The sequence below is a fragment of the Aneurinibacillus terranovensis DSM 18919 genome (assembly GCF_000430625.1).
GTDB lineage: Bacteria > Bacillota > Bacilli > Aneurinibacillales > Aneurinibacillaceae > Aneurinibacillus_B > Aneurinibacillus_B terranovensis.
Window position 1 is genome coordinate 1 of sequence record NZ_AUMJ01000073.1, and the last position, 19,252, is coordinate 19,252.

General features: G+C 41.5%; 15 protein-coding genes, 3 pseudogenes and 1 CRISPR repeat array. Of the genes and pseudogenes, 8 read left to right on the plus strand and 10 right to left on the minus strand.

Going from position 1 to position 19,252, the window contains the following annotated elements; translation table 11 throughout:
• The coding region (locus tag H525_RS25695; protein ID WP_027416650.1) for a transposase at positions 1 to 246 on the minus strand (246 nt) is incomplete at its 3' end.
• A 74-nt stretch (positions 247 to 320) separates the two neighbouring features.
• Between H525_RS25695 and cas1 the strand changes: the two are divergent.
• Positions 321 to 629 (plus strand): annotated as a pseudogene (gene cas1 / locus H525_RS0113625) (CRISPR-associated endonuclease Cas1); the annotation flags it as partial.
• Between the two features lie 2 nt (positions 630 to 631).
• Complete coding sequence (gene cas2 / locus H525_RS0113630; protein ID WP_027416652.1) at positions 632 to 895, plus strand: CRISPR-associated endonuclease Cas2; 264 nt, start codon at positions 632 to 634, stop codon at positions 893 to 895.
• A gap of 228 nt (positions 896 to 1,123) precedes the next feature.
• Positions 1,124 to 3,066: direct repeats of the CRISPR family, unit length 29 nt; unit sequence GTTTTATCTGAACGTAGTGGGATATAAAG.
• Between the two features lie 43 nt (positions 3,067 to 3,109).
• On the opposite strand, the pseudogene H525_RS27380 reads toward cas2, so the two are convergent.
• From H525_RS27380 to H525_RS24155, 9 genes and pseudogenes are all read right to left on the minus strand, one after another.
• Positions 3,110 to 4,251, minus strand: a pseudogene (locus H525_RS27380) (IS630 family transposase).
• Positions 4,252 to 4,729: 478 nt separating this feature from the next.
• Complete coding sequence (locus H525_RS0113650; protein ID WP_027416653.1) at positions 4,730 to 5,332, minus strand: DUF1989 domain-containing protein; 603 nt, start codon at positions 5,330 to 5,332, stop codon at positions 4,730 to 4,732.
• A gap of 34 nt (positions 5,333 to 5,366) precedes the next feature.
• Positions 5,367 to 6,341, minus strand: coding sequence for an agmatinase (speB, locus tag H525_RS0113655; RefSeq protein ID WP_027416654.1), 975 nt, complete (start codon positions 6,339 to 6,341; stop codon positions 5,367 to 5,369).
• Positions 6,342 to 6,372: 31 nt separating this feature from the next.
• Complete coding sequence (locus tag H525_RS0113660) at positions 6,373 to 7,158, minus strand: amino acid ABC transporter ATP-binding protein (protein ID WP_027416655.1); 786 nt, start codon at positions 7,156 to 7,158, stop codon at positions 6,373 to 6,375.
• Positions 7,159 to 7,174: 16 nt separating this feature from the next.
• Positions 7,175 to 7,897 carry an amino acid ABC transporter permease gene (locus tag H525_RS24145; protein WP_051331042.1) on the minus strand — a complete coding sequence of 241 codons (723 nt, stop codon included), beginning with the start codon at positions 7,895 to 7,897 and terminating at the stop codon, positions 7,175 to 7,177.
• An 11-nt stretch (positions 7,898 to 7,908) separates the two neighbouring features.
• A complete protein-coding gene (locus tag H525_RS0113670; protein WP_027416656.1) occupies positions 7,909 to 8,559 on the minus strand; it encodes an amino acid ABC transporter permease in 651 nt (216 codons plus the stop codon).
• A 20-nt stretch (positions 8,560 to 8,579) separates the two neighbouring features.
• The gene (locus H525_RS24150; protein ID WP_211237015.1) at positions 8,580 to 9,497 is read right to left on the minus strand and encodes a transporter substrate-binding domain-containing protein; all 918 of its coding nucleotides are present in this window, start codon (positions 9,495 to 9,497) and stop codon (positions 8,580 to 8,582) included.
• Positions 9,498 to 9,509: 12 nt separating this feature from the next.
• Positions 9,510 to 10,331: a carbon-nitrogen hydrolase family protein gene (locus tag H525_RS0113680; RefSeq protein WP_027416657.1), complete on the minus strand. Its 822-nt coding sequence runs from the start codon at positions 10,329 to 10,331 to the stop codon at positions 9,510 to 9,512.
• A gap of 255 nt (positions 10,332 to 10,586) precedes the next feature.
• A complete protein-coding gene (locus H525_RS24155) occupies positions 10,587 to 12,377 on the minus strand; it encodes a sigma-54 interaction domain-containing protein (protein ID WP_051331043.1) in 1,791 nt (596 codons plus the stop codon).
• A gap of 525 nt (positions 12,378 to 12,902) precedes the next feature.
• Here H525_RS24155 and H525_RS0113690 point away from each other — a divergent pair.
• The 6 genes and pseudogenes from H525_RS0113690 to H525_RS26440 form a co-directional block, all read left to right on the plus strand.
• On the plus strand, positions 12,903 to 14,174 hold the full coding sequence (locus H525_RS0113690; protein ID WP_027416658.1) for a class-III pyridoxal-phosphate-dependent aminotransferase: 1,272 nt from the start codon (positions 12,903 to 12,905) through the stop codon (positions 14,172 to 14,174).
• 45 nt (positions 14,175 to 14,219) lie between these two features.
• The gene (locus tag H525_RS0113695) at positions 14,220 to 15,236 is read left to right on the plus strand and encodes a phosphotransferase enzyme family protein (RefSeq protein ID WP_027416659.1); all 1,017 of its coding nucleotides are present in this window, start codon (positions 14,220 to 14,222) and stop codon (positions 15,234 to 15,236) included.
• 53 nt (positions 15,237 to 15,289) lie between these two features.
• Positions 15,290 to 16,720, plus strand: coding sequence for an APC family permease (locus H525_RS0113700; RefSeq protein ID WP_027416660.1), 1,431 nt, complete (start codon positions 15,290 to 15,292; stop codon positions 16,718 to 16,720).
• A 48-nt stretch (positions 16,721 to 16,768) separates the two neighbouring features.
• Positions 16,769 to 17,542 (plus strand): 3-oxoacyl-ACP reductase FabG, encoded by a 774-nt coding sequence (gene fabG / locus H525_RS0113705; protein ID WP_027416661.1) that lies wholly within the window; start codon positions 16,769 to 16,771, stop codon positions 17,540 to 17,542.
• 242 nt (positions 17,543 to 17,784) lie between these two features.
• Positions 17,785 to 18,567 carry a DeoR/GlpR family DNA-binding transcription regulator gene (locus H525_RS0113710; protein WP_027416662.1) on the plus strand — a complete coding sequence of 261 codons (783 nt, stop codon included), beginning with the start codon at positions 17,785 to 17,787 and terminating at the stop codon, positions 18,565 to 18,567.
• A 481-nt stretch (positions 18,568 to 19,048) separates the two neighbouring features.
• Positions 19,049 to 19,252, plus strand: a pseudogene (locus H525_RS26440) (transposase); the annotation flags it as partial.

Sequence of the window (19,252 nt, forward strand, 5' to 3'; positions counted from 1 at the left end):
CTGTTCATTTTCTGTTGAGATCTCTGTATATTCTTGCATGATCTTTTGCTGTTCTTCTTTTGTCATCTGATTGGGCTTTCCCCGTGAGGCCGTTACCTCGTGATTCGCTTTATATTGACGCACCCAACGGGCAAGCATATTGGCATTAATATCATGCTTTCTCGCAACAACCGCATTGTTTCCGGTCTCCAATACTTCATGCACAACTTGGAGTTTGAAATCTGCGGAATAGTTTCTTCGTGTCATGGGAATCAATCCTCCTACGTATAGTATCGCTCTTATTTCGGAGGTTGTCCAACTTGATTACGGGGCTTAAGAGCTCTTTAAGCCTGGATATTGCCGAAATATTTAAACCGCTCATTGTAGATCCGATTATTTTCTCACTTATTAACAAGAGACAACTGACCAAGAAGAACTTTGACTACTTAGAGGGAGAGATTTGCTATTTAAACGAAGAAGGAAAAAAGAAGTTTATAACGGCGTGGGAGGAGCGGTTGAAACAATCCATTAATCATAGGGTTCTTAAACGTAACACTTCTTATCGTTATCTTATTCGTTTGGAATGTTATAAGTTGGTCAAGCATTTCATAGGTGATGACGTTTATAAACCTTTAAAAGCGTGGTGGTAACGATGTTTGTCATTATAACTTATGATGTTGACAAGAGAAGAGTGGGAAAAGTGTGTAAAAAACTTCGTGAATATCTTGATTGGACACAAAATTCGGTGTTCGAGGGAGAAATCTCAGTTGGGAAATTAACAAAATGTATGGAGGAATTAACGCGAATAATAAAGAAAAATGAGGATTCTATTTACTTGTATCAAGTTACAAACCCGCGCAATGTAAAAAAAATTGTTTATGGTCAAGAGAAGAATCCCTTCGATCTATTTCTATAAATAGAAATAGAATGTGTTAGAATGATTATAAATAAGCATTTAAAATTGCAGCGAATCTCTTTTCTATAAAAGTACCCCCAATCCCTTGCCACAAAAGGGATTGAGCTTCTTTTGAAGAATAACAAAAAAGCATAACCTCCGATTCGCTGCAAAACTGATACATGTTTGTAAATCGAGAAGCGCTCCAATCCCTTGATATACAAGGGTTTTTCTTGAGAATTTGGAGGGGTTTTATCTGAACGTAGTGGGATATAAAGGTCATAATCTTGTCCTGATTGTTGAAGTATCAGTTGATGTTTTATCTGAACGTAGTGGGATATAAAGCGTTTTCTTGCCATTTTAGAATTGAGGTTGATCATGTTTTATCTGAACGTAGTGGGATATAAAGATCCACTCCCCAGTTGACGGAAAATCGCTTTCGAGTAGTTTTATCTGAACGTAGTGGGATATAAAGTCCATACCGCTCGGCGAGGTTGGCAATCGGATTCGCGTTTTATCTGAACGTAGTGGGATATAAAGCCGATTGTGTTCGTTCCGGATGGAAGTGGGTTGAGAATGTTTTATCTGAACGTAGTGGGATATAAAGAAAGCAATAAAACTAATTGGAGGATTCGAATTCATTGGGTTTTATCTGAACGTAGTGGGATATAAAGGACTGACAACCATTATTTAAAACGTCCCTTATAAAACGTTTTATCTGAACGTAGTGGGATATAAAGTTTGCATTAGACATTACTACCTCATACACAACTACATAGTTTTATCTGAACGTAGTGGGATATAAAGTTTTGTATCACTACTCGCATATCCGTACACAAACGGCGGTTTTATCTGAACGTAGTGGGATATAAAGCCTGTTTCGTAGCCGTACCATTCGTCGTCAGACAAGTTTTATCTGAACGTAGTGGGATATAAAGGTTAAAGGAGCAGGTAGGGAATTTTTCACTAAACCCGTTTTATCTGAACGTAGTGGGATATAAAGCCGTAGTTTGAAAAACCTTGATAAGACAGGTCGAAGAGTTTTATCTGAACGTAGTGGGATATAAAGTTGCAAAACTCATGCAGAATAGTTTGTATGGAAAATGTTTTATCTGAACGTAGTGGGATATAAAGCATCAATCCGGCTCCCTTTTTGTGTTTCTTCCAATATGTTTTATCTGAACGTAGTGGGATATAAAGGAAAAAATAATTGATATATGTGTTACCGATAACAAATGTTTTATCTGAACGTAGTGGGATATAAAGAAAGCCGACCTTGACAATGCTATTTTCATCAACAATCGTTTTATCTGAACGTAGTGGGATATAAAGTACCATTTAGATTTATATTCTAGTTGTCTTGTAAATGTTTTATCTGAACGTAGTGGGATATAAAGATGATATTCTACTCTCAGATCGTCTAGAGTGGCGGGAGTTTTATCTGAACGTAGTGGGATATAAAGATGAGTGGGCGCTTGAGCGAATCAGAGAATTAGATGAATGTTTTATCTGAACGTAGTGGGATATAAAGACTTTTTAGATAGTCTTGGTGATATTCTTACTTGTAGGGTTTTATCTGAACGTAGTGGGATATAAAGATCAAACTGCACATGAGTATGTGAGAAGCTATATGGGGTTTTATCTGAACGTAGTGGGATATAAAGCGCTATAGTCAATCTTCTCATCACCGGTTAGCTCGAGTTTTATCTGAACGTAGTGGGATATAAAGTGAAAGACCTGTACCCTGACATGGTATCGACAAATACGAGTTTTATCTGAACGTAGTGGGATATAAAGGTTCAGGGGGTGAGTGAGTTTGTTCAATCTGTATAGGTTTTATCTGAACGTAGTGGGATATAAAGTCGCTTCTGCTCTTTGTAACGCTGTTAATTCTTCTTTGTTTTATCTGAACGTAGTGGGATATAAAGCGTATCTTTTTTATCTGCAGCAGATTCCGTCTCTTGTTTTATCTGAACGTAGTGGGATATAAAGGGGTATGTGCGGCTCAGATTTGGACAGAGTGCCTCGGGGTTTTATCTGAACGTAGTGGGATATAAAGTAAGCGCGTTGCAAAATGAAGTCTTAGCCGGTAACGGCGTTTTATCTGAACGTAGTGGGATATAAAGTGACCGGATCAAGCAACGATTCCCACAAGCCAGAACGGTTTTATCTGAACGTAGTGGGATATAAATTTATTTCGGGGAAAAACCTAAACGAGTAACTACTAGTACAGCATCAGTCTTTAAATTGTGGGTAAAGCCGCTTTAACTTAATTCGGGCATCGTCGGTGGTAAATTGCCAATCCACGCCCTTCTGATTCTGGTTGCGGGCTTGCTCCCACTCCGCCAATTTGCTCGACAGTTCCGCAATCGACGGAATACGGCGTCCTAAGCATTGGCGGGTCATGACGCTGAGCTCAATCTCTGCGATATTGAGCCAGCTTCCATGTTTCGGCGTGTAATGAATCTCCAATCGTTTGGCTAAGCGGCGAGCCGTCTCCGGATCAAAGGCCTGATAGAGGGATGCGATGGAGTGGGTATTCAGGTTATCCATGACCAGCTTGATCTTGGGTGCGTCTTTATAGTGAACATCCAAGAGTTCCTGGATTTGCTTCGCCCATTCGATTCGGGTTCGTTGCTCACGAACGGCGACATGCCGCCAACCAGCCAGTGGCTCGGTGAAGATAAAGATTGCTGCAGGTGCCGTTTCGGACATACTCGCCATCTCGACGTTCCGGCTTTGCCGGTTTCATCGGAATCGGCTCTCGGGCTTCATCCAGGAGTTGAAACGGTTTTTCGTCCATGCAGATGACCGGGCACGTCGCATCGTAAGGCTGCTGATACACATCCAGCACATCTTCCATGGCCGCGACAAACGCCGCATTTTGCTCGGGCGGGATGCACCAGCATTTACGGAGATGAGGCTTGAGTTCGTTTTTTTAAGATGCGGTCAATCGTATCATAGGAAATTCTATCAATGTACTAAAGTTCGACGGCTTTGTCGGCCAATAGACGTAGTGACCACTTGCTTCTTCCTGCCGGAGGTTCGCTGCAACTAAGCGCAATGATCTTGGCTTCCAACTCGCCTGGCACCTTCGGTGGAACGGGAGGCGTGATTCGTTTTTTTCGATGGATGACCGCTTGCAAATCCTGCTTCACGTAGGTTTTGCGAATGTTCAAGATCGTATTGACATGAACATGCAACTGGCTCGCAATCTCTTTATCCTTCATCTTTCCACCCGGACGATGTTCGTCAGCCAGAAGCAGGACATGCGCGCGCCGGATCAATCGTGCGGCGGACTTTCCTTTAGAGACAAATGCCCTCAACGTTTCTCGCTCTTCGGCTGTCAGGCTAACGGGATATTTATTCTTTGGTATAGGTCATTACCTCTTTTTGGCATTACTATACCAAACTCGCTATTATTCTACACGTTTTGTTCTGATAGAGTACTAGAAACATATGAAAATACCTCCCTTCACTGGATTAATAGTATCCAGTGTTAACCAGAGGATTTCACTTTAATCAGCGAAGAAGCTGTTTAATTAAATTTAACTTCAACATGGCTTTTAGGCTCATAAAGTTTGTTTCCTACGCGTTGGCTTCAAAAGTTAACTTTCTCAAGTGTGTTTTCCCAGGCCGCGAGCAACAGATTAAAGTTTTACCACAACCTGTTTCTCTTAAACCATAGAAATTATGAAGAAAAATAAATCGCTTTCAAAAGTTGGACAACTTGTGTGTGGGAAAGGCAAAATTATTCATCAAAACCAAAGAGCCCGTACCACTTTTTATCGTGATTACGGGTCTTTTTTGGGATTTAATCATGTAGTGCTATCCTTTTGAGACAGCCCCTGTAATTTAAAGATGGTCAACAATATTAGCTTTGATATCCGTGATATGAAAACCATTCAAAGGCGTCATATCCTGAGGGCATGCAGATATTCCAATGATTAAGTCTGTCAATGCTCTGAAAACAACATAATCGCCCGCTTTTGATTTTGGTTCAGTTGATGGACCAAATGTCCCATCTGGATTAAGTGGAGAATTTTGAAATATATTGAATGGATCTGGGACACGCCAGTAATCAATCCCGTATTCTTTGAGCGCGTGTGTGAAGTTTTCTCTACAGTTTTGGTGGCCATCCACACCAAAATCCAACTTATATCGCATCGGATCACAGCAAGGATAGAGGGTATCATGTACACCGACTGTGTCCTCCACAATTTCTAAGAGGGCATGACGGAAATTACTGTACAACATATCTCCTTTTTGTACGGTCACCCTCCCGTTCATCGAGCGTGTGTGCGCGGTAGATAGGTATTCCTCATTGTTATTCAAGTTGACCGCAATAAAATCGGCCACTTGTTTTCCTTCTACATCTGTAACAATCAGATATTTCCCGCTCTTGATTGGAAAAGCCCTGCCTGTACCACCAGTAATGACTATTTCTTGATTTTCCACATCAGTTCCTCCTGTATTATCTGTTTAACACAGACTACTGGCCAGCATTTTTCTCTCGTTCTTTTAAAATAAATCCCATTAAATCTAGTATAAGGCGCGCAGCCGTTTGGCTTGTCATAGAAGTAGGATCGTAGGGAGGTGAAACTTCCACAAAATCAAACGCAACAATCTCTCCGTGTTTGCTAATTGCCTCTAATAACTCATTGATTTCGTCATAAGAAAAACCTCCAGGAGAAGGTGTTCCTGTTCCGGGGCATAGTGACGGATCGATCCCATCAACATCAATTGTGAGGAAATAGCGCTCCCCTTTAGGTATCATTTCCAATACTTTTTTTAAGCCTATTTTTCTGATTTCTTTGGGACTTAGAATGACACTCCCGTAAGCCCTTGCTGCATCAAAATCGCCTTTATTGCTACTCCCAATCCCACGAATCCCCAACTGGGCCATTTCCTGAAAATGTTCCATCTCAGCAATTCGCCGCATCGGGCTCCCGTGGCCGAATTGCTGACCAGAACGTTCATCCGCCCAATCTAAGTGGGCATCGATTTGGATCGCACACAAGGGACCAAAGGAATCAAGGGCTTGGGCCACTGGAATGGTGATGGAATGATCCCCACCCAATACAACCGGCATAGCACCTTTCGAAATAATTTTTCTGACGGCTTCTTCAATATTCTCGAAGCTCTGTTGAAGATCTCCATGGACGATATCGACATCCCCACAATCAACAATCCTCCATGGTGGGGCGAGAAACATTTCATCGCGCTCTGGGTCATATGATCCTCCCAAGCCGAAGCTGTAAAGGGTGGAAGCCTCCCGAATCCCTCTAGGACCGAATCGGGTTCCGGAACGCCATTGGGCTCCCATGTCGTAAGGTACACCAATAATGGCGATATCGGCGTCCAGATCATTCAGGTTTGTACAGATAGGATATTTGGCAAACGAACAAATCCCTGTAAAGGGTAAATTTAAAGTCTGCTTTTCATACTGGGTTTTTCGATTATACATGTTTATTCCTCCCTCGTAAGTTCGGCCTACTTTAAATAAAAGCAGAATCCAGTATACTCATTAAGAACTGACGTAATCGCTCACTCTTAGGCTGAGAAAAAATGTCTAAAGGGCTGCCCTCTTCTTCCACGACACCTTGATCCATAAAGAGGATTCGATCGGCAACATCTCGTGCAAATCCCATTTCATGAGTGACAATCACCATGGTCATCCCTTCAGCAGCCAAGTCTTTCATCACTTTCAGTACTTCGCCTACCAATTCCGGATCAAGAGCTGAAGTCGGCTCATCAAAAAGAATGATTTTAGGGTCCATGGCCAGAGCACGGGCGATGGCTACCCGCTGTTGCTGTCCACCAGACAGGCTTGTCGGATAAGCATCTCTCTTCTCTTTTAGTCCGACTTTCATCAGCAATTGTTCAGCGTTGACGATAGCGTCTTTTTTATCCTTACCACGGACAAGCAGAGGAGCCTCTATAATATTGTTCAGTACGGTCTTATGCGGCCACAGGTTAAACTGTTGAAAAACCATTCCTACATGAGAACGAATCCGTCGTAAAGCCATATCATTTTTACTGAAAGATTGTTTTCTCGGATATATGACTTCTTCATTGATCGCGATTGACCCATCTGAAGGTTCTTCAAGCAAATTGAGGCATCGCAGGAATGTGCTCTTCCCCGAACCACTCGGTCCAATAATACACACCACTTCACCTTGTCTAACATCCAGTTCAATCCCTGACAAGATTTCATGGGAACCGAAGGATTTGCGAAGTCCTTTTACTTTTATAACCGTTTTATTTGCTGTTTTCGTCGTCATGTGATGCCTCCTTTCGTCAAGAAACCCTTTCGAGCTTATCGCTGCCCGCAATCCTGGAAAACGTCTTTGGTCTCTCCTTTATTTTTAAATAACGGGTTGTATACTTCTCCCAACAACTCGTTAAGATGGACAAGATGGTAATGAGAAACCAATAGAGTAATGCTACTTTGGCATATACCTCTACATAATTGAAGGTTTCACCAATGATCTCCTGACCTGTAAACGTTAATTCTTGAACTGTAATGACTGAAAGAATAGCTGATTCCTTAATTAACGTCATGACTTGGTTGGTTAACGGAGCTAATATCAAGGAGAGCATTTGAGGCAAGATAATCCGAAATAAGATGGCTTTGTCTCCAATCCCTAGCGCATGGGCCGCTTCCACTTGGCCTTTTGGGATGGAAAGAATCCCTGCCCGATATATCTCAGCAAAGTATGCTCCACTGTAAAAGGCAAGGCCAAGGATCCCAACAGCCGATGCACTGAGATTAATACCGAATACTGGGCCTACATAATAAAAGATGAAGGTCTGGATCAAAAAAGGAGTTCCACGAAAAATTTCAATATAAACATTCATGATTCTTGCTCCCAGACCGGGCAACCTCATCTTCGCCCAGCATGTAATCGCCCCAACAATTAGACCTAAGATGAGACCCGTTATACAAATGTATAATGTAGTTAGAAAACCCCCAAACAGGTCGCCCCAGTATCGGGTTATTATAGTGGCGTCAAAGCTCATTTTGCTCCCTCCTATCGGTAGATAGCTGTTCTTCGTTCTATATAACGTGAGCCTTGGGCAATCGCGAGGTTCATGAGAAAATAGAGAAGCGCTACGGCGATATAAATCTCTGCTGGCCGGTAGGTTGTTCCAACAATCTGTTGGCCAACTCGTGTTAGATCGATAACTGCAATTACCGAAACCAGGGAGGAATTTTTAAGTAAAATAATAAGCTCGTTCGTAATGGAGGGTAGAATCTTGACAAATACCTGCGGAATGATGATTCGTAACAAGGCTTGATTTCGAGAGAGTCCTAGGGCAAGAGCAGATTCCGTTTGACCTTTTGGAATTGAATCAATGCCTGCTCGAATAATTTCTGCCTGGAAGGCTGCAGTATTTAAGGACATGGCTAAAACTCCGCTGGCAAAAGCCGGTATTTCTATTCCAATACTCGAAAGGCTGTAATAAACGACAAAAATCTGAATGATAAACGGGATGCCTCTCATCAAATTGATAAAGATACGTGTTGGCCAATCCAACCATTTCCTGCCACTTGAACGAAATAAGGCAAGCAAAAGTCCAACTAGCGTTCCTATCAGGATGGCCAATGCGGACATTTCAAGCGTAACCAAAGCCCCTTTAAGTAATAACGGGAAGCTATTTACAATAACATCCGGTTTCATATTATTTATTCTCCTCCCTTCTATTTAGGGAGATATCCTGAATCTGGAATATCCATCTTAAATCCAAACCATTTCATCTGCATTTCCTGCAATTTTCCACTGTCACGAAGTTTCAGAATTTCTTTGTTTAAGAATTCCAGAAGTTGGTCATCACCTTTTCGAACAACCCAGGATAACCACATAGGTTCTCCGAACGTACCTACTAATTCAAACGTATCCGGATTCTTCTTTAGAATCGTAGACAGATTGGCCTTTGTATTAACAACAGCATCAATACGACCATTGGCAAGTTCCTGATAGGCTTCAGGATAGGCAACATATTCTTTAATTTGTTTGGCACCTTGACCTTTGCTCGCTTTAAGGTCATTGTTAAACTTTTTTAATCCCTTTAGCTGTCCGGATCCCAACTGAGTGCCGACAACTTTCCCAATGATATCCTCCGGTTTTTTGATGGAATTATCCCCCTTCCTTTTCATAATAGCTAATGTTCCATCCCCAATCGGAACGGTGAAAGCATACTTTTGGGCACGTTCAGGAGTGATAGATACAGATGTTGCAACAAAATCAAACTTTTTAGCATCTAAGCCAGGTAAAATCCCTTGAAATGGAAGATCGAGTTGTTCTAACTTAACACCCAGATCTTTTACCACAACTGCCAAGATATCGGAACCATACCCTACAATCTTGCCATCCTGAATAAATTCAAAAGGCTCAAAGGCTGCTTCGGTACCAACGACCACTTTCCCTCGACTTTTGATTTCCTCTAAAGTATTTCCGTTTCCGTTATTTCCTCCGGTATTAGGTTGGGCCTGGTTATTTTCCTTAGCAGTCGGTTGCGCCGTTGAAGTGGACGAAGAATTGCATCCCGTAACGAACCAGGCCGTCATCGTCACCGCTAGACATAGTATAATAGTCTGTTTTTTACAAAAAATTTTCACGATTGTTCCCCCTTAATATTGATAGGATAAACTGTCCGTCATATGGTGCAGAACCTTAATCTTCTCTAGATCTTGCAAATACGGAAGCTCTTTTCTCTGTTCGTGAACTTGTTCCAGGTTAACTTCAGCTATGAGGATTTCATCTTTATCAAACGCATTAGCAAGGATGGAGCCTTTAGGAGAGACCACTCTCGAATGGCCTGCAAACATCACATCCCGCTCTATCCCAGTTCGATTGGACGCAATAAGATAAATCCCGTTTTCTAATGCTCTCGACTTACAGGCAATTTTCCACGCATAGAGATGTGAAAATCCAAATGCCGATGGGGAAAGGATTAATTCCGCTCCTTTTAGAGACAAGATTCTTGCCCCTTCTGGAAAGCCAATTTCATAGCAAATCTGCAATCCGATTTTTCCAATATCTGTTTGGAATACGGTATAATCTTCTCCTTTTAAGAAACGATGCTTTTCCATATTCCAAAGATGAGTTTTTCTATGTTTACCAATAATCCCCTCTGGTCCCAGTATAAAAGCTGTATTATATACGGTGCCGTCCCTCTCTCCTTTCTCGATCATCCCCCCTACGATATAAATCCTTCTGTCTCTCGCGGCTTTAAGCAATTTTTGAATCGTTTCACCGTCCAAACTCTCAGCCAGCAATAAATCCATTTCCCCTACACTGTAACCGGTTGAGAACATTTCCGGAAACACGACCAATTTTGCCTCCCGACTTACTGCTTTTTCGATGTAATGGAGCGCTTTTTCGACATTAGCTTGCTTGTCACTCAGTTTACAGACCATTTGTACGACGGCTACCTGATATTTGGTAAGCAATTAAGTACACCTCCTTTTTTGGCTGCTATTACCCTTTAATTAAGCAAGTACTGTGCCAACTTTCGCTCATAAAGAAAACTTGGCTAGCTCCAGGCCATAGGGACGAGCGATAGCCTTAGATACTCTTATCTACAAAAAAACAAAGGCTGCAATAGCCCCTCCTCTCTTAAATTTTCTCTTAAACGTAATGTGGTGAATATGCAAAAAAAGCATATATTTGATCCCTTTCTATTTCTGTTAGGATGGTATGTGACATTATGCTAAGTCCGAATGAATATGCATTTTTTCATGATGTTTATGCTTTTTTGCATCAATCTTGTTAAAAATCCTACTAATTGTTGACTGATTTACCTCTAGAATTTTTGCTATTTCTGTCATTGTCGGATACTTTTTAACTGCAATTTCCATCAGTTTCTTTTCAAGTATCATTTTTGCTTTTTTTAGTGGAAGGATCTCTTTGACTTCAATCGCATCCTCGAAATTATTACTATACGATTCGTTTAGATAAAGGGGTAAATCCTTCGGTTCAATAATGTCTTTCTCGGTCAAAACAATCAATCTTTCTATTGTATTTTTTAATTCTCGAATATTTCCTTTCCAGGGTGCTTGGACCAACCTATCTACTGTGTGGGTTGAAAGGTGTTTATTACGATGGTAATGTCTATTAAATATATTTTGGAAATGGTACACAAGAGGAATGATATCTTCTTTTCGTTCTCTTAGAGGAGGAATAGTTAAAGGGATGATATTTAAACGATAATAGAGATCCTCCCGGAATTTTCCCAACTCAATTTCTTGCGCCAAATCCTTATTGGTGGCTGCGATGATGCGAATATCAACCGGAAAGGGGACTGTTCCACCGACCCTGGTCATTTCTCGCTCCTGTAATACTCGCAGAAGTTTAACCTGTAAAGTCAAAGGGAGGTCTCCGATTTCATCGAGAAATAACGTACCTTTATGAGCTGCTTCAATTAGTCCAATTTTCCCTTTCGGAGATGCTCCGGTGAAAGCTCCTTTCTCATAACCAAAAAGTTCTGATTCAATGAGAGTTTCAGGTATACTTCCGCAGTTTATTTTAATAAATGCCTTGTCTGCTCGATTGCTGTTCCTGTGAATATATTCAGCTACCTCTTCTTTTCCAACGCCAGATTCACCGGTAATCAAAACCGTAGAGTCCACCTCAGCAACTATTTTGGCTTGGGTCATCACATTTTTCATGTTTTGACTTTCATAAACTAGTTTTTTCTCATCTGATCGAGGAGACATTTCTTCTAATTGCTCTTTGAATCGAACAAGAAGAGTTCTTGTTTCATCTAGTTCTTTTCGAAGTCGCTCGATTTCAGTAATATCTCTGGAAGCAGTCACCACACGACTAATGTTTCCCGCATCATCTAGAATAGGTATTCCTGTAGCAAGGAGTTTTCTTCCCGTCGTGGTATTCTGGACAATGGATACCTTCTCCTTATGCTCCAGAACAAGCCGCGTCAAGGATGGATTGAAAATATTATTCTCTTCAAGTTCATAAACACTCTTCCCGATCATTTCTTCTGCTTTAAATCCCCAGAGTTTCTGGCAAGAAGAACTAACCATTAACGTCATGCCATTTCCGTCCGTAACAAAGATCTCATCAAAAACAGCATCGAAAATGGACTTCATATCCAGGTTCATATTTTCTAGTTCATTTTGATAACATCTGTTTTTTTTCTGTTCCTCCAGATATAGTTTGGCTAACAAATTAACCGTTTCCGCCCAACCCAATACGTTTCTATCCCTTTTTAAGACTGTGATTTCCGTAAACCGAGCGCTTTTTACCCATCTTGTTATCTCACTTGTATCCACTATGCTGCAACTTTTCAAGATAATGGATGATTTGTCATGATCTTTATACCTATTAAGCCGGCAAAATTGCAATTGTTCATTCGAAGGGTCCCCGATAAAACAAATTTCTGCTTGAGAATGAACGTTAGGTGTCTGCTCAACAAATGCATAAAATGAATGTAAATCGAAAAAGCATAGAAAGCTCTTGTTCAATTGTATACTTAGCAAGAATATTCCCTCCTATGATCTGGTTAAGTCTTTATTGAATTGACAACGTTCCCTAAAGCAGCCAATAACCTGCGAAAAGAAGAAAGGATCTTCGGAAAAAAGGTGTACTCTACAATATTGCTATCTTGATCTATTTGAGTATAATCTCTCGCTTTTCTAATCGCTAACGGGTTGTTAGATTTATTTACATTCTATTTGCACGTATGACCTACAGTTACCCGGTAAGAGATCGGGGACGCTATATAGTTTTTCCGCAATTTTTTATGCTTCTTTTGATCCGTCCGGATCTTATGGAGAAAAAACTATGTCATATTATATGACAAATTCGATTGACCACTTTAAAAAAGCAAATTAAAATCTAGATAAAACCACAACATTAATCAAAAAACAACAACAATAACGATATTAGAGAGGAGAGATATAATAGTTTATGTCATTTAAAGTTACAAAATAACATTAAATGTTAAATATTATAACATTAATTCCATTGAGAAAATAAACAATATGTAAGGTGGAGGTCATCTAATGTTTACTATCAGCGATATTAATAAAAAATCTGTATTCGATAAGTCGATTAAGTGGTGGAATCCCGGAAAAACACAGCAGTGGCAAAAAGACGGTTTGGATTTGGTGATAGGCAAGCGGGAAGGGTATTACTTTTACGATTTAAGCGGTAAAAAATTAATGGATGTCCACCTCAATGGAGGTACATATAATCTTGGACATCGAAACCCGGAAATTATTTCGGCCTTACAGGAGGGGTTAAAGGAGTTTGATATCGGAAATCATCATTTTCCGTCTGTTGTTCGGGCTCAATTAGCGGAAGAATTGGCTAAAGCTACGCCCGATAACTTGAAGTATTCCATTTTTTCCAGCGGTGGGAGCGAAGCGATTGATGTTGCTTTGAAATGTGCAAGATATGCGACGAAAAGGAAGAAAATCATTTCTATTCAATTCGGCTATCATGGTCACACAGGATTGGCTATAGCGTTAGGAAATGAACGCTATTCCCGTCCATTCTTAAGTGAAGGCGATCCGCAAGAGTTTGTACATGTGCCTTTTAATGATTTGGACGCTATGGAAAAGGCGCTTTCCGGAGGCGATGCTGCTTGTGTTATTGTAGAAACCATTCCGGCTACCTACGGTTTTCCGCTTCCGGAAGAAGGATATCTACCCGCTGTGAAAAGCATGTGTGAAAAGTACGGAGCTCTATATATTGCGGATGAGGTACAAACAGGTTTAATGCGAACCGGAAAAATGTGGGGTATAGAACAGTATGGAGTAAAACCGGATATTTTGGTGACTTCGAAAGGATTTAGCGGTGGAATTTATCCGATTTCAGCGACTGTAGTGAATGAGCAGGCCGGTCAGTGGATGTTTGAAGACGGTTTTGCCCATATCTCTACCTTTGGTGGAGCTGAATTGGGATGCCTTGTTGCAATGAAAGTGCTGGAAATTACCCAGAGGGAAGATGTTATACGCAATGTTAGCTTTGTTGCTGATTATTTGCGGGATGGACTCGAAGTTATAAAATGTCAAAATCCTGATTTTTTTGTAGGGATTCGTCAGTTAGGTGTTGTAATGGGATTGGAATTTAATCATCCTGAAGGCGCAAAGTATGTGATGCGTTCCTTATATGATAACGGCGTGTGGGCGATTTATTCGATGCTTGATCCGCGGGTGCTTCAATTTAAGCCAGGTCTTCTTTGCGATAAAGAATATTGCGACGAACTGCTGTCCCGGGTAGAGGCCAGTATTAAACAGGCTTTAACGCTGGCTAAGGTAGAGAAATACTAGCTTTTTATCGCAGAGCCGGATTGTATTTCAAAAGGGGGAGATGACATGTGCGCTGTAAATAATCTTTCGTATCATGATCCTTTAGAATTATTTAACCAAATTGCTCAAAAAGCGATTAGCTTATATTCTCTTCCTTCTAGTTCCACCATTCGGTTATTAAATTATTCCGAGAATATGACGTATTTGGTGGAGAACGGGGAAAACGGTGAACGCACCATTTTACGTGTCAATCGCCCCGGTTACCATACCAAGAAGGAAACGGAAGCTGAACTGGTCTGGATGGAAGCGATAAGACAGTATTCGTCGATTATCGTTCCAGAACCGATTGAGGGGAAAAACGGTGAATTTGTTCAGGTTATTGCTAGTGATAAGGATGATCGGCCCTACCATTGTGTCATGTTCAGCTTTTTAACCGGCGCAGCACCTGATGAGGAGGACGAAAAAAACCTGGTAGTTCAATTCGAGAAGCTTGGCGGGATTACTGCCCATTTGCACGATCATACGAAGACATGGAAAGAATCAAATAGCATCCATCGTCCTACATGGGATTACGACACGATGATAGGGAGTCATCCCAAGTGGGGAAGATGGCAGGACGGCTTGGATGTTACCCCTGAACGGGTTGCGTTGTTTCAGAAGGTATCTCATACGATTCTGCACAGACTTGACCGTTTTGGCAAGGCGCCGGATCGATTCGGATTAATTCATGCCGATTTACGTCTGGCCAATTTACTGGTTGAAGAAGAAAAAATAAAGGTCATTGATTTTGACGATTGTGGATTTGGCTGGTTTCTTTATGATTTAGCGTCGGCTTTAAGCTTTATTGAGCATAAAGAATACGTTCCGGATTTAATTCATGCGTGGTTGAGAGGGTATAAAAAAATCCGCCCTCTTTCAAAAGAGGAAGAGATGGAAATCCCTACATTTATTATGCTTCGAAGATTGATTCTCCTGGCCTGGATTGGAAGTCATTCCGATAACGAAACAGGACAAAAGATGGGGGCGGATTTTACTCACAAAACCGCTGCATTAGCCGAGAAATATTTACACCAATTTGGTTAACGGTACTGTTGTACGGATTCACTAACGAAAGCAATATAAGGGGGGGATAGCCAATGGCTATTAAAGAAGCGGAATTGTTAGAAAGTAGTCCTGATATATCTAAATATGGATATAAACAAGAATTGGAACGGACGATGAACGTCTGGCAGCTTACGGCATTTGGGCTGAATTATATGGTGCCTATAGCTCCGGCCATTATTTTCGGAATTTTGCTTCAAACCTCGGGTGGAACCGTAGCTCTTCCTTACCTTTTGGCAGGAGTAGCTATGCTTCTCACAGCTTTTAGTTATTCCATCATGGTACGAAACTTTCCGCTTGCAGGCTCTGTTTATAGCTATGTTGGAAGGGGCTGGAACCCTTATTTAGGGTTTGTAGCAGGATGGATTCTGACCTTGGATTATATTCTAATTCCCACGGTAACTGCATCAAGCTCTGCTTATTTTGCACAGCAATATTTTCCGGATATACCCTATTGGGTGCTGTTGGCTATTTTCTCCGTAGGCACGGGATTGCTGAATTTATTCGGGGTGGAACTTGTCTCCAAAATGGGGCTATGGTTATTGGTTCTTGGCGAATTTGTGGTTTGGCTCTCTATTTTAGTGTGGGGCAATGCGGTGTCTTCCCACCATATGGGAACCGGGACGTTATTCAGTACACAACCTTTTCATTTTGAAAGTGTATCTAGTTTAGCCGCTGCTACTTCACTTGCCATATTCAGTTTTTTGGGCTTTGATGCAATCACAACTCTGGCGGAAGAAACACGCAAGCCTAAAAAGGATATTCCAAAGGCGATCTATTGGTGCATCGGAATCGGCACGTTAACGATGTTCGTATGCGGATATGTGGGAATGCTGGTTGTACCCGATTGGAAAACACACAGTAATGATGCGAACTGGATGAATACCATGCTGTTTCAAGTCTCAATCATGACAGGCGGGAAAGGATTCGGTATCTTCTTTACGGCGGGTTATTTGACGGAATTGGCTGTATTCAATCTGGTGGCCACAGCTGCGGGAGCTCGGCTGTTATACGGAATGGGACGAGATACGCTCTTGCCGAAATCTATTTTCGCCAAAATCAATAAAAGATGGAAAACGCCGCATTGGAGTATTCTCATTATTGTTACGATTGAATTCGTATTGGGCATCAGTTCAAATATGACCACGCTCTCCAATCTGGTTAACTACGGGGCACTCTTCGGATTTGCGGCATTAAATCTTTCTGTTATCTGGTTGTATTACGTGAAGAAAAAAGGCGAATCGCCGTTAAATCTTGGAAGTACACCTAGTTGGAAGCCGAACGGCTGGTACCACATTCGATATCTTGGGCTCCCGATACTAGGTTTTATGGTTATCGTCTATGTTTGGATTAGCATGGATCGGTTAGCCCAAATTATCGGGACAGCCTGGTTGATAATAGGTATTATTTATTTACTTATTAAAACGAAAGGACTCCGCAAGCTGCCACCACATTTGGATCTGTAATATTAATTCAAAATTTTTAAAAATAAAATGCAGAAAGGGAGATGGATGATGTGGACGTCACTAGAAGATAAGACGGTTATCGTAACCGGTGGGAGTAAAGGAATTGGGAAGGGTATCGCACAAGTTTTTTCGAAGAACGGAATAAACGTTGCGGTTGTGGCACGCAATACAGATCATGCAGAAAGTTGCGCGGCGGAAATTAGGAAAAGCGGTGGAAAAGCACAGGCTTTCGTAGGGAATGTAGCCGATCTGGCCTCGATGAATCGAATGGCTCAAGAAGTGGTGGATACATTTGGCGGTATTGATATCGTTTGCGCGAATGCAGGGATTTTTCCTACTTGTTCACTGGAAAATATGACCGGTGAGGAATGGGATACAGTTATGAATACCAACATGCGAGGAACGCTATTCACCATACAGGCGTGTCTGCCTTATCTAAAGCTCGCCGATTATGGCCGGATAATTCTTACATCTTCTATCACAGGTCCTGTTACCGGTTATGCGGGGTGGTCTCATTACGGAGCCAGTAAAGCAGCGCAACTTGGCTTTATGCGAAGTGCGGCATTGGAATTAGCCCGTTATCAAATCACGATCAATGCTGTGATGCCAGGAAATATAGTGACGGAAGGCTTAGAAAATCTGGGTGCAGATTACTTGAACAGTATGGCTGCTTCCATTCCGTTGAAACGGCTTGGCAGCATTGAAGACATTGCCTATGCCGCCCTTTTCCTTGCATCAAAGGAGGCAAGTTATATTACAGGACAAACAATCATTGTTGATGGTGGCCAAACGATTCCGGAAAGTTTGGAAGCATTAGGATAAATGAATAATTCATTGGCATAGTTGGGGGATAAATCGCACGTGCAATCGTTCGTATTTGTTGTATACTTGAGGTAGTATCTTCCAATAAAAATAGGGCCATCCACATGTATCGCATCTACAAAGTACTGTCGGTTAACATCAGACCCCCTCATCTTCAAGCGCAAGCACTAAGTGTGGGGGAGTGTTTATCATCCATTTTGTAGAATGTCAGGCGCTGAAAATAATTAGGGGTGTTTGCTTATATGTCATTATCATATGAAGAAAGAAAAAAGACGATTTTGGAACGGTTGGCCAGAGAAGAAAGATTGCCTGTTCCGGTATTGGCCGAGGCACTCAATGTATCATCAGAAACGATTCGGCGTGATCTCGAACGTCTTGAAAAAGAAGGGAAATTGAAAAAAGTATATGGTGGCGCAGTCTTAGCGCGTTCTGATTCATGGGAGCCGCCTTTTGATAAAAAAACAATGATTAATATAAAGGAAAAGCGGGCGATCGGAAAATTGGCGGCTTCCCTTGTAGAAGACGGTGACGTCATTATGCTAGGCAACGGGACGACGCCGCTTGAACTGATTCGGTATTTAGATGGTAAAAAAAATGTCACCCTTATTACTCATTCCGCTCCCGCCATGCTGCTAGCGATAGAAGTATTTAAGGGACGCATTATCTTTATTGGTGGAGAAGTCGACGTCAGTCAGAAGTCGACCCATGGGCCGCTGTCTGAGTTGACGCTGCGACATTTAAAGGCCGACAAAGCGTTCATTTCCGCTGGAGGGGTGTCGATTATCGACGGGATTACCGACTATGATTTAAATGAGGCTTATATGTCTCATATGTTAATGGAACGCGCCGAACAGCTTATTGTTTTGGCGGACCATACCAAGTTTGGGAAAACAACACTTGCACATATTTGCTCATTGAAAAACGTTTCTACTTTAATATCTGACACGTACTGTCCGGAAGAGTGGAAGCAGACGTTGGCTGGTCAGGAAATTGAACTATTGCTTGCTGATAAGGAGACTGTTTGATTGCACTTTGTTACTGTGAAAATTTCCAGGTTTGGTAATCTTCAACATCTTGTTTCGCTGTTTCATTCAAAGCTTTCCCATTTGGCTTACTTTAGATAATCCGTTAGAGCGAAAGAGGAGGTTTGAAGATCTTCACAAATAATTGATTTGTGACCAAATAAGGTGAAGCTGGTTTTCCAACTGTTTTTGTATATGGGTTAACAATCCGGATACTTGTTCCACCGCATTTTGCGCATATAGCCGTCCCGGTTGAAGTGTGTGACAACAAAGTGATCGATTAGCGCTGTTTAATGTTTATGAATTAGCCGAGAACACTCGTGACTTCCGTCATGAGTGTTCTCGGCTTCGGACAAGGCGTGTCTTTTGACACGTCAATTGTCCGACATATGTTGACTTATCTATTAACAAAAAACACTGATATTTAGCGATAATAACTTAAAAAATATTTGACATATGTTATCCTGTGATTGAGGTGGATAACATGGCAGAAGTCAAACATGGTAGAGGATATGTGTACTCTATCCAATACCATATTGTATGGTGTGTGAAATATCGCCATAAAGCAACATTCAATTCCAAATATCATCAAAGCGTTAAAAGGTGTTTCGGCAAGGTTGCTATTTAAAGAGTTCCCCCAGCTAAAAAAGAAACTATGGGGAGGGAATCTTTGGAATCCTTCTTACTT

Excerpts from the sequence above, each read along its gene's own strand:
- cas2 (WP_027416652.1), top strand. The coding sequence starts at position 632 with ATGTTTGTCATTATAACTTATGATGTTGACAAGAGAAGAGTGGGAAAA.
- speB (WP_027416654.1), bottom strand. The coding sequence starts at position 6,341 with ATGTATAATCGAAAAACCCAGTATGAAAAGCAGACTTTAAATTTACCC.
- H525_RS0113660 (WP_027416655.1), bottom strand. The coding sequence starts at position 7,158 with ATGACGACGAAAACAGCAAATAAAACGGTTATAAAAGTAAAAGGACTT.
- H525_RS24145 (WP_051331042.1), bottom strand. The coding sequence starts at position 7,897 with ATGAGCTTTGACGCCACTATAATAACCCGATACTGGGGCGACCTGTTT.
- H525_RS0113670 (WP_027416656.1), bottom strand. The coding sequence starts at position 8,559 with ATGAAACCGGATGTTATTGTAAATAGCTTCCCGTTATTACTTAAAGGG.
- H525_RS0113690 (WP_027416658.1), top strand. The coding sequence starts at position 12,903 with ATGTTTACTATCAGCGATATTAATAAAAAATCTGTATTCGATAAGTCG.
- H525_RS0113695 (WP_027416659.1), top strand. The coding sequence starts at position 14,220 with ATGTGCGCTGTAAATAATCTTTCGTATCATGATCCTTTAGAATTATTT.
- H525_RS0113700 (WP_027416660.1), top strand. The coding sequence starts at position 15,290 with ATGGCTATTAAAGAAGCGGAATTGTTAGAAAGTAGTCCTGATATATCT.
- fabG (WP_027416661.1), top strand. The coding sequence starts at position 16,769 with ATGTGGACGTCACTAGAAGATAAGACGGTTATCGTAACCGGTGGGAGT.
- H525_RS0113710 (WP_027416662.1), top strand. The coding sequence starts at position 17,785 with ATGTCATTATCATATGAAGAAAGAAAAAAGACGATTTTGGAACGGTTG.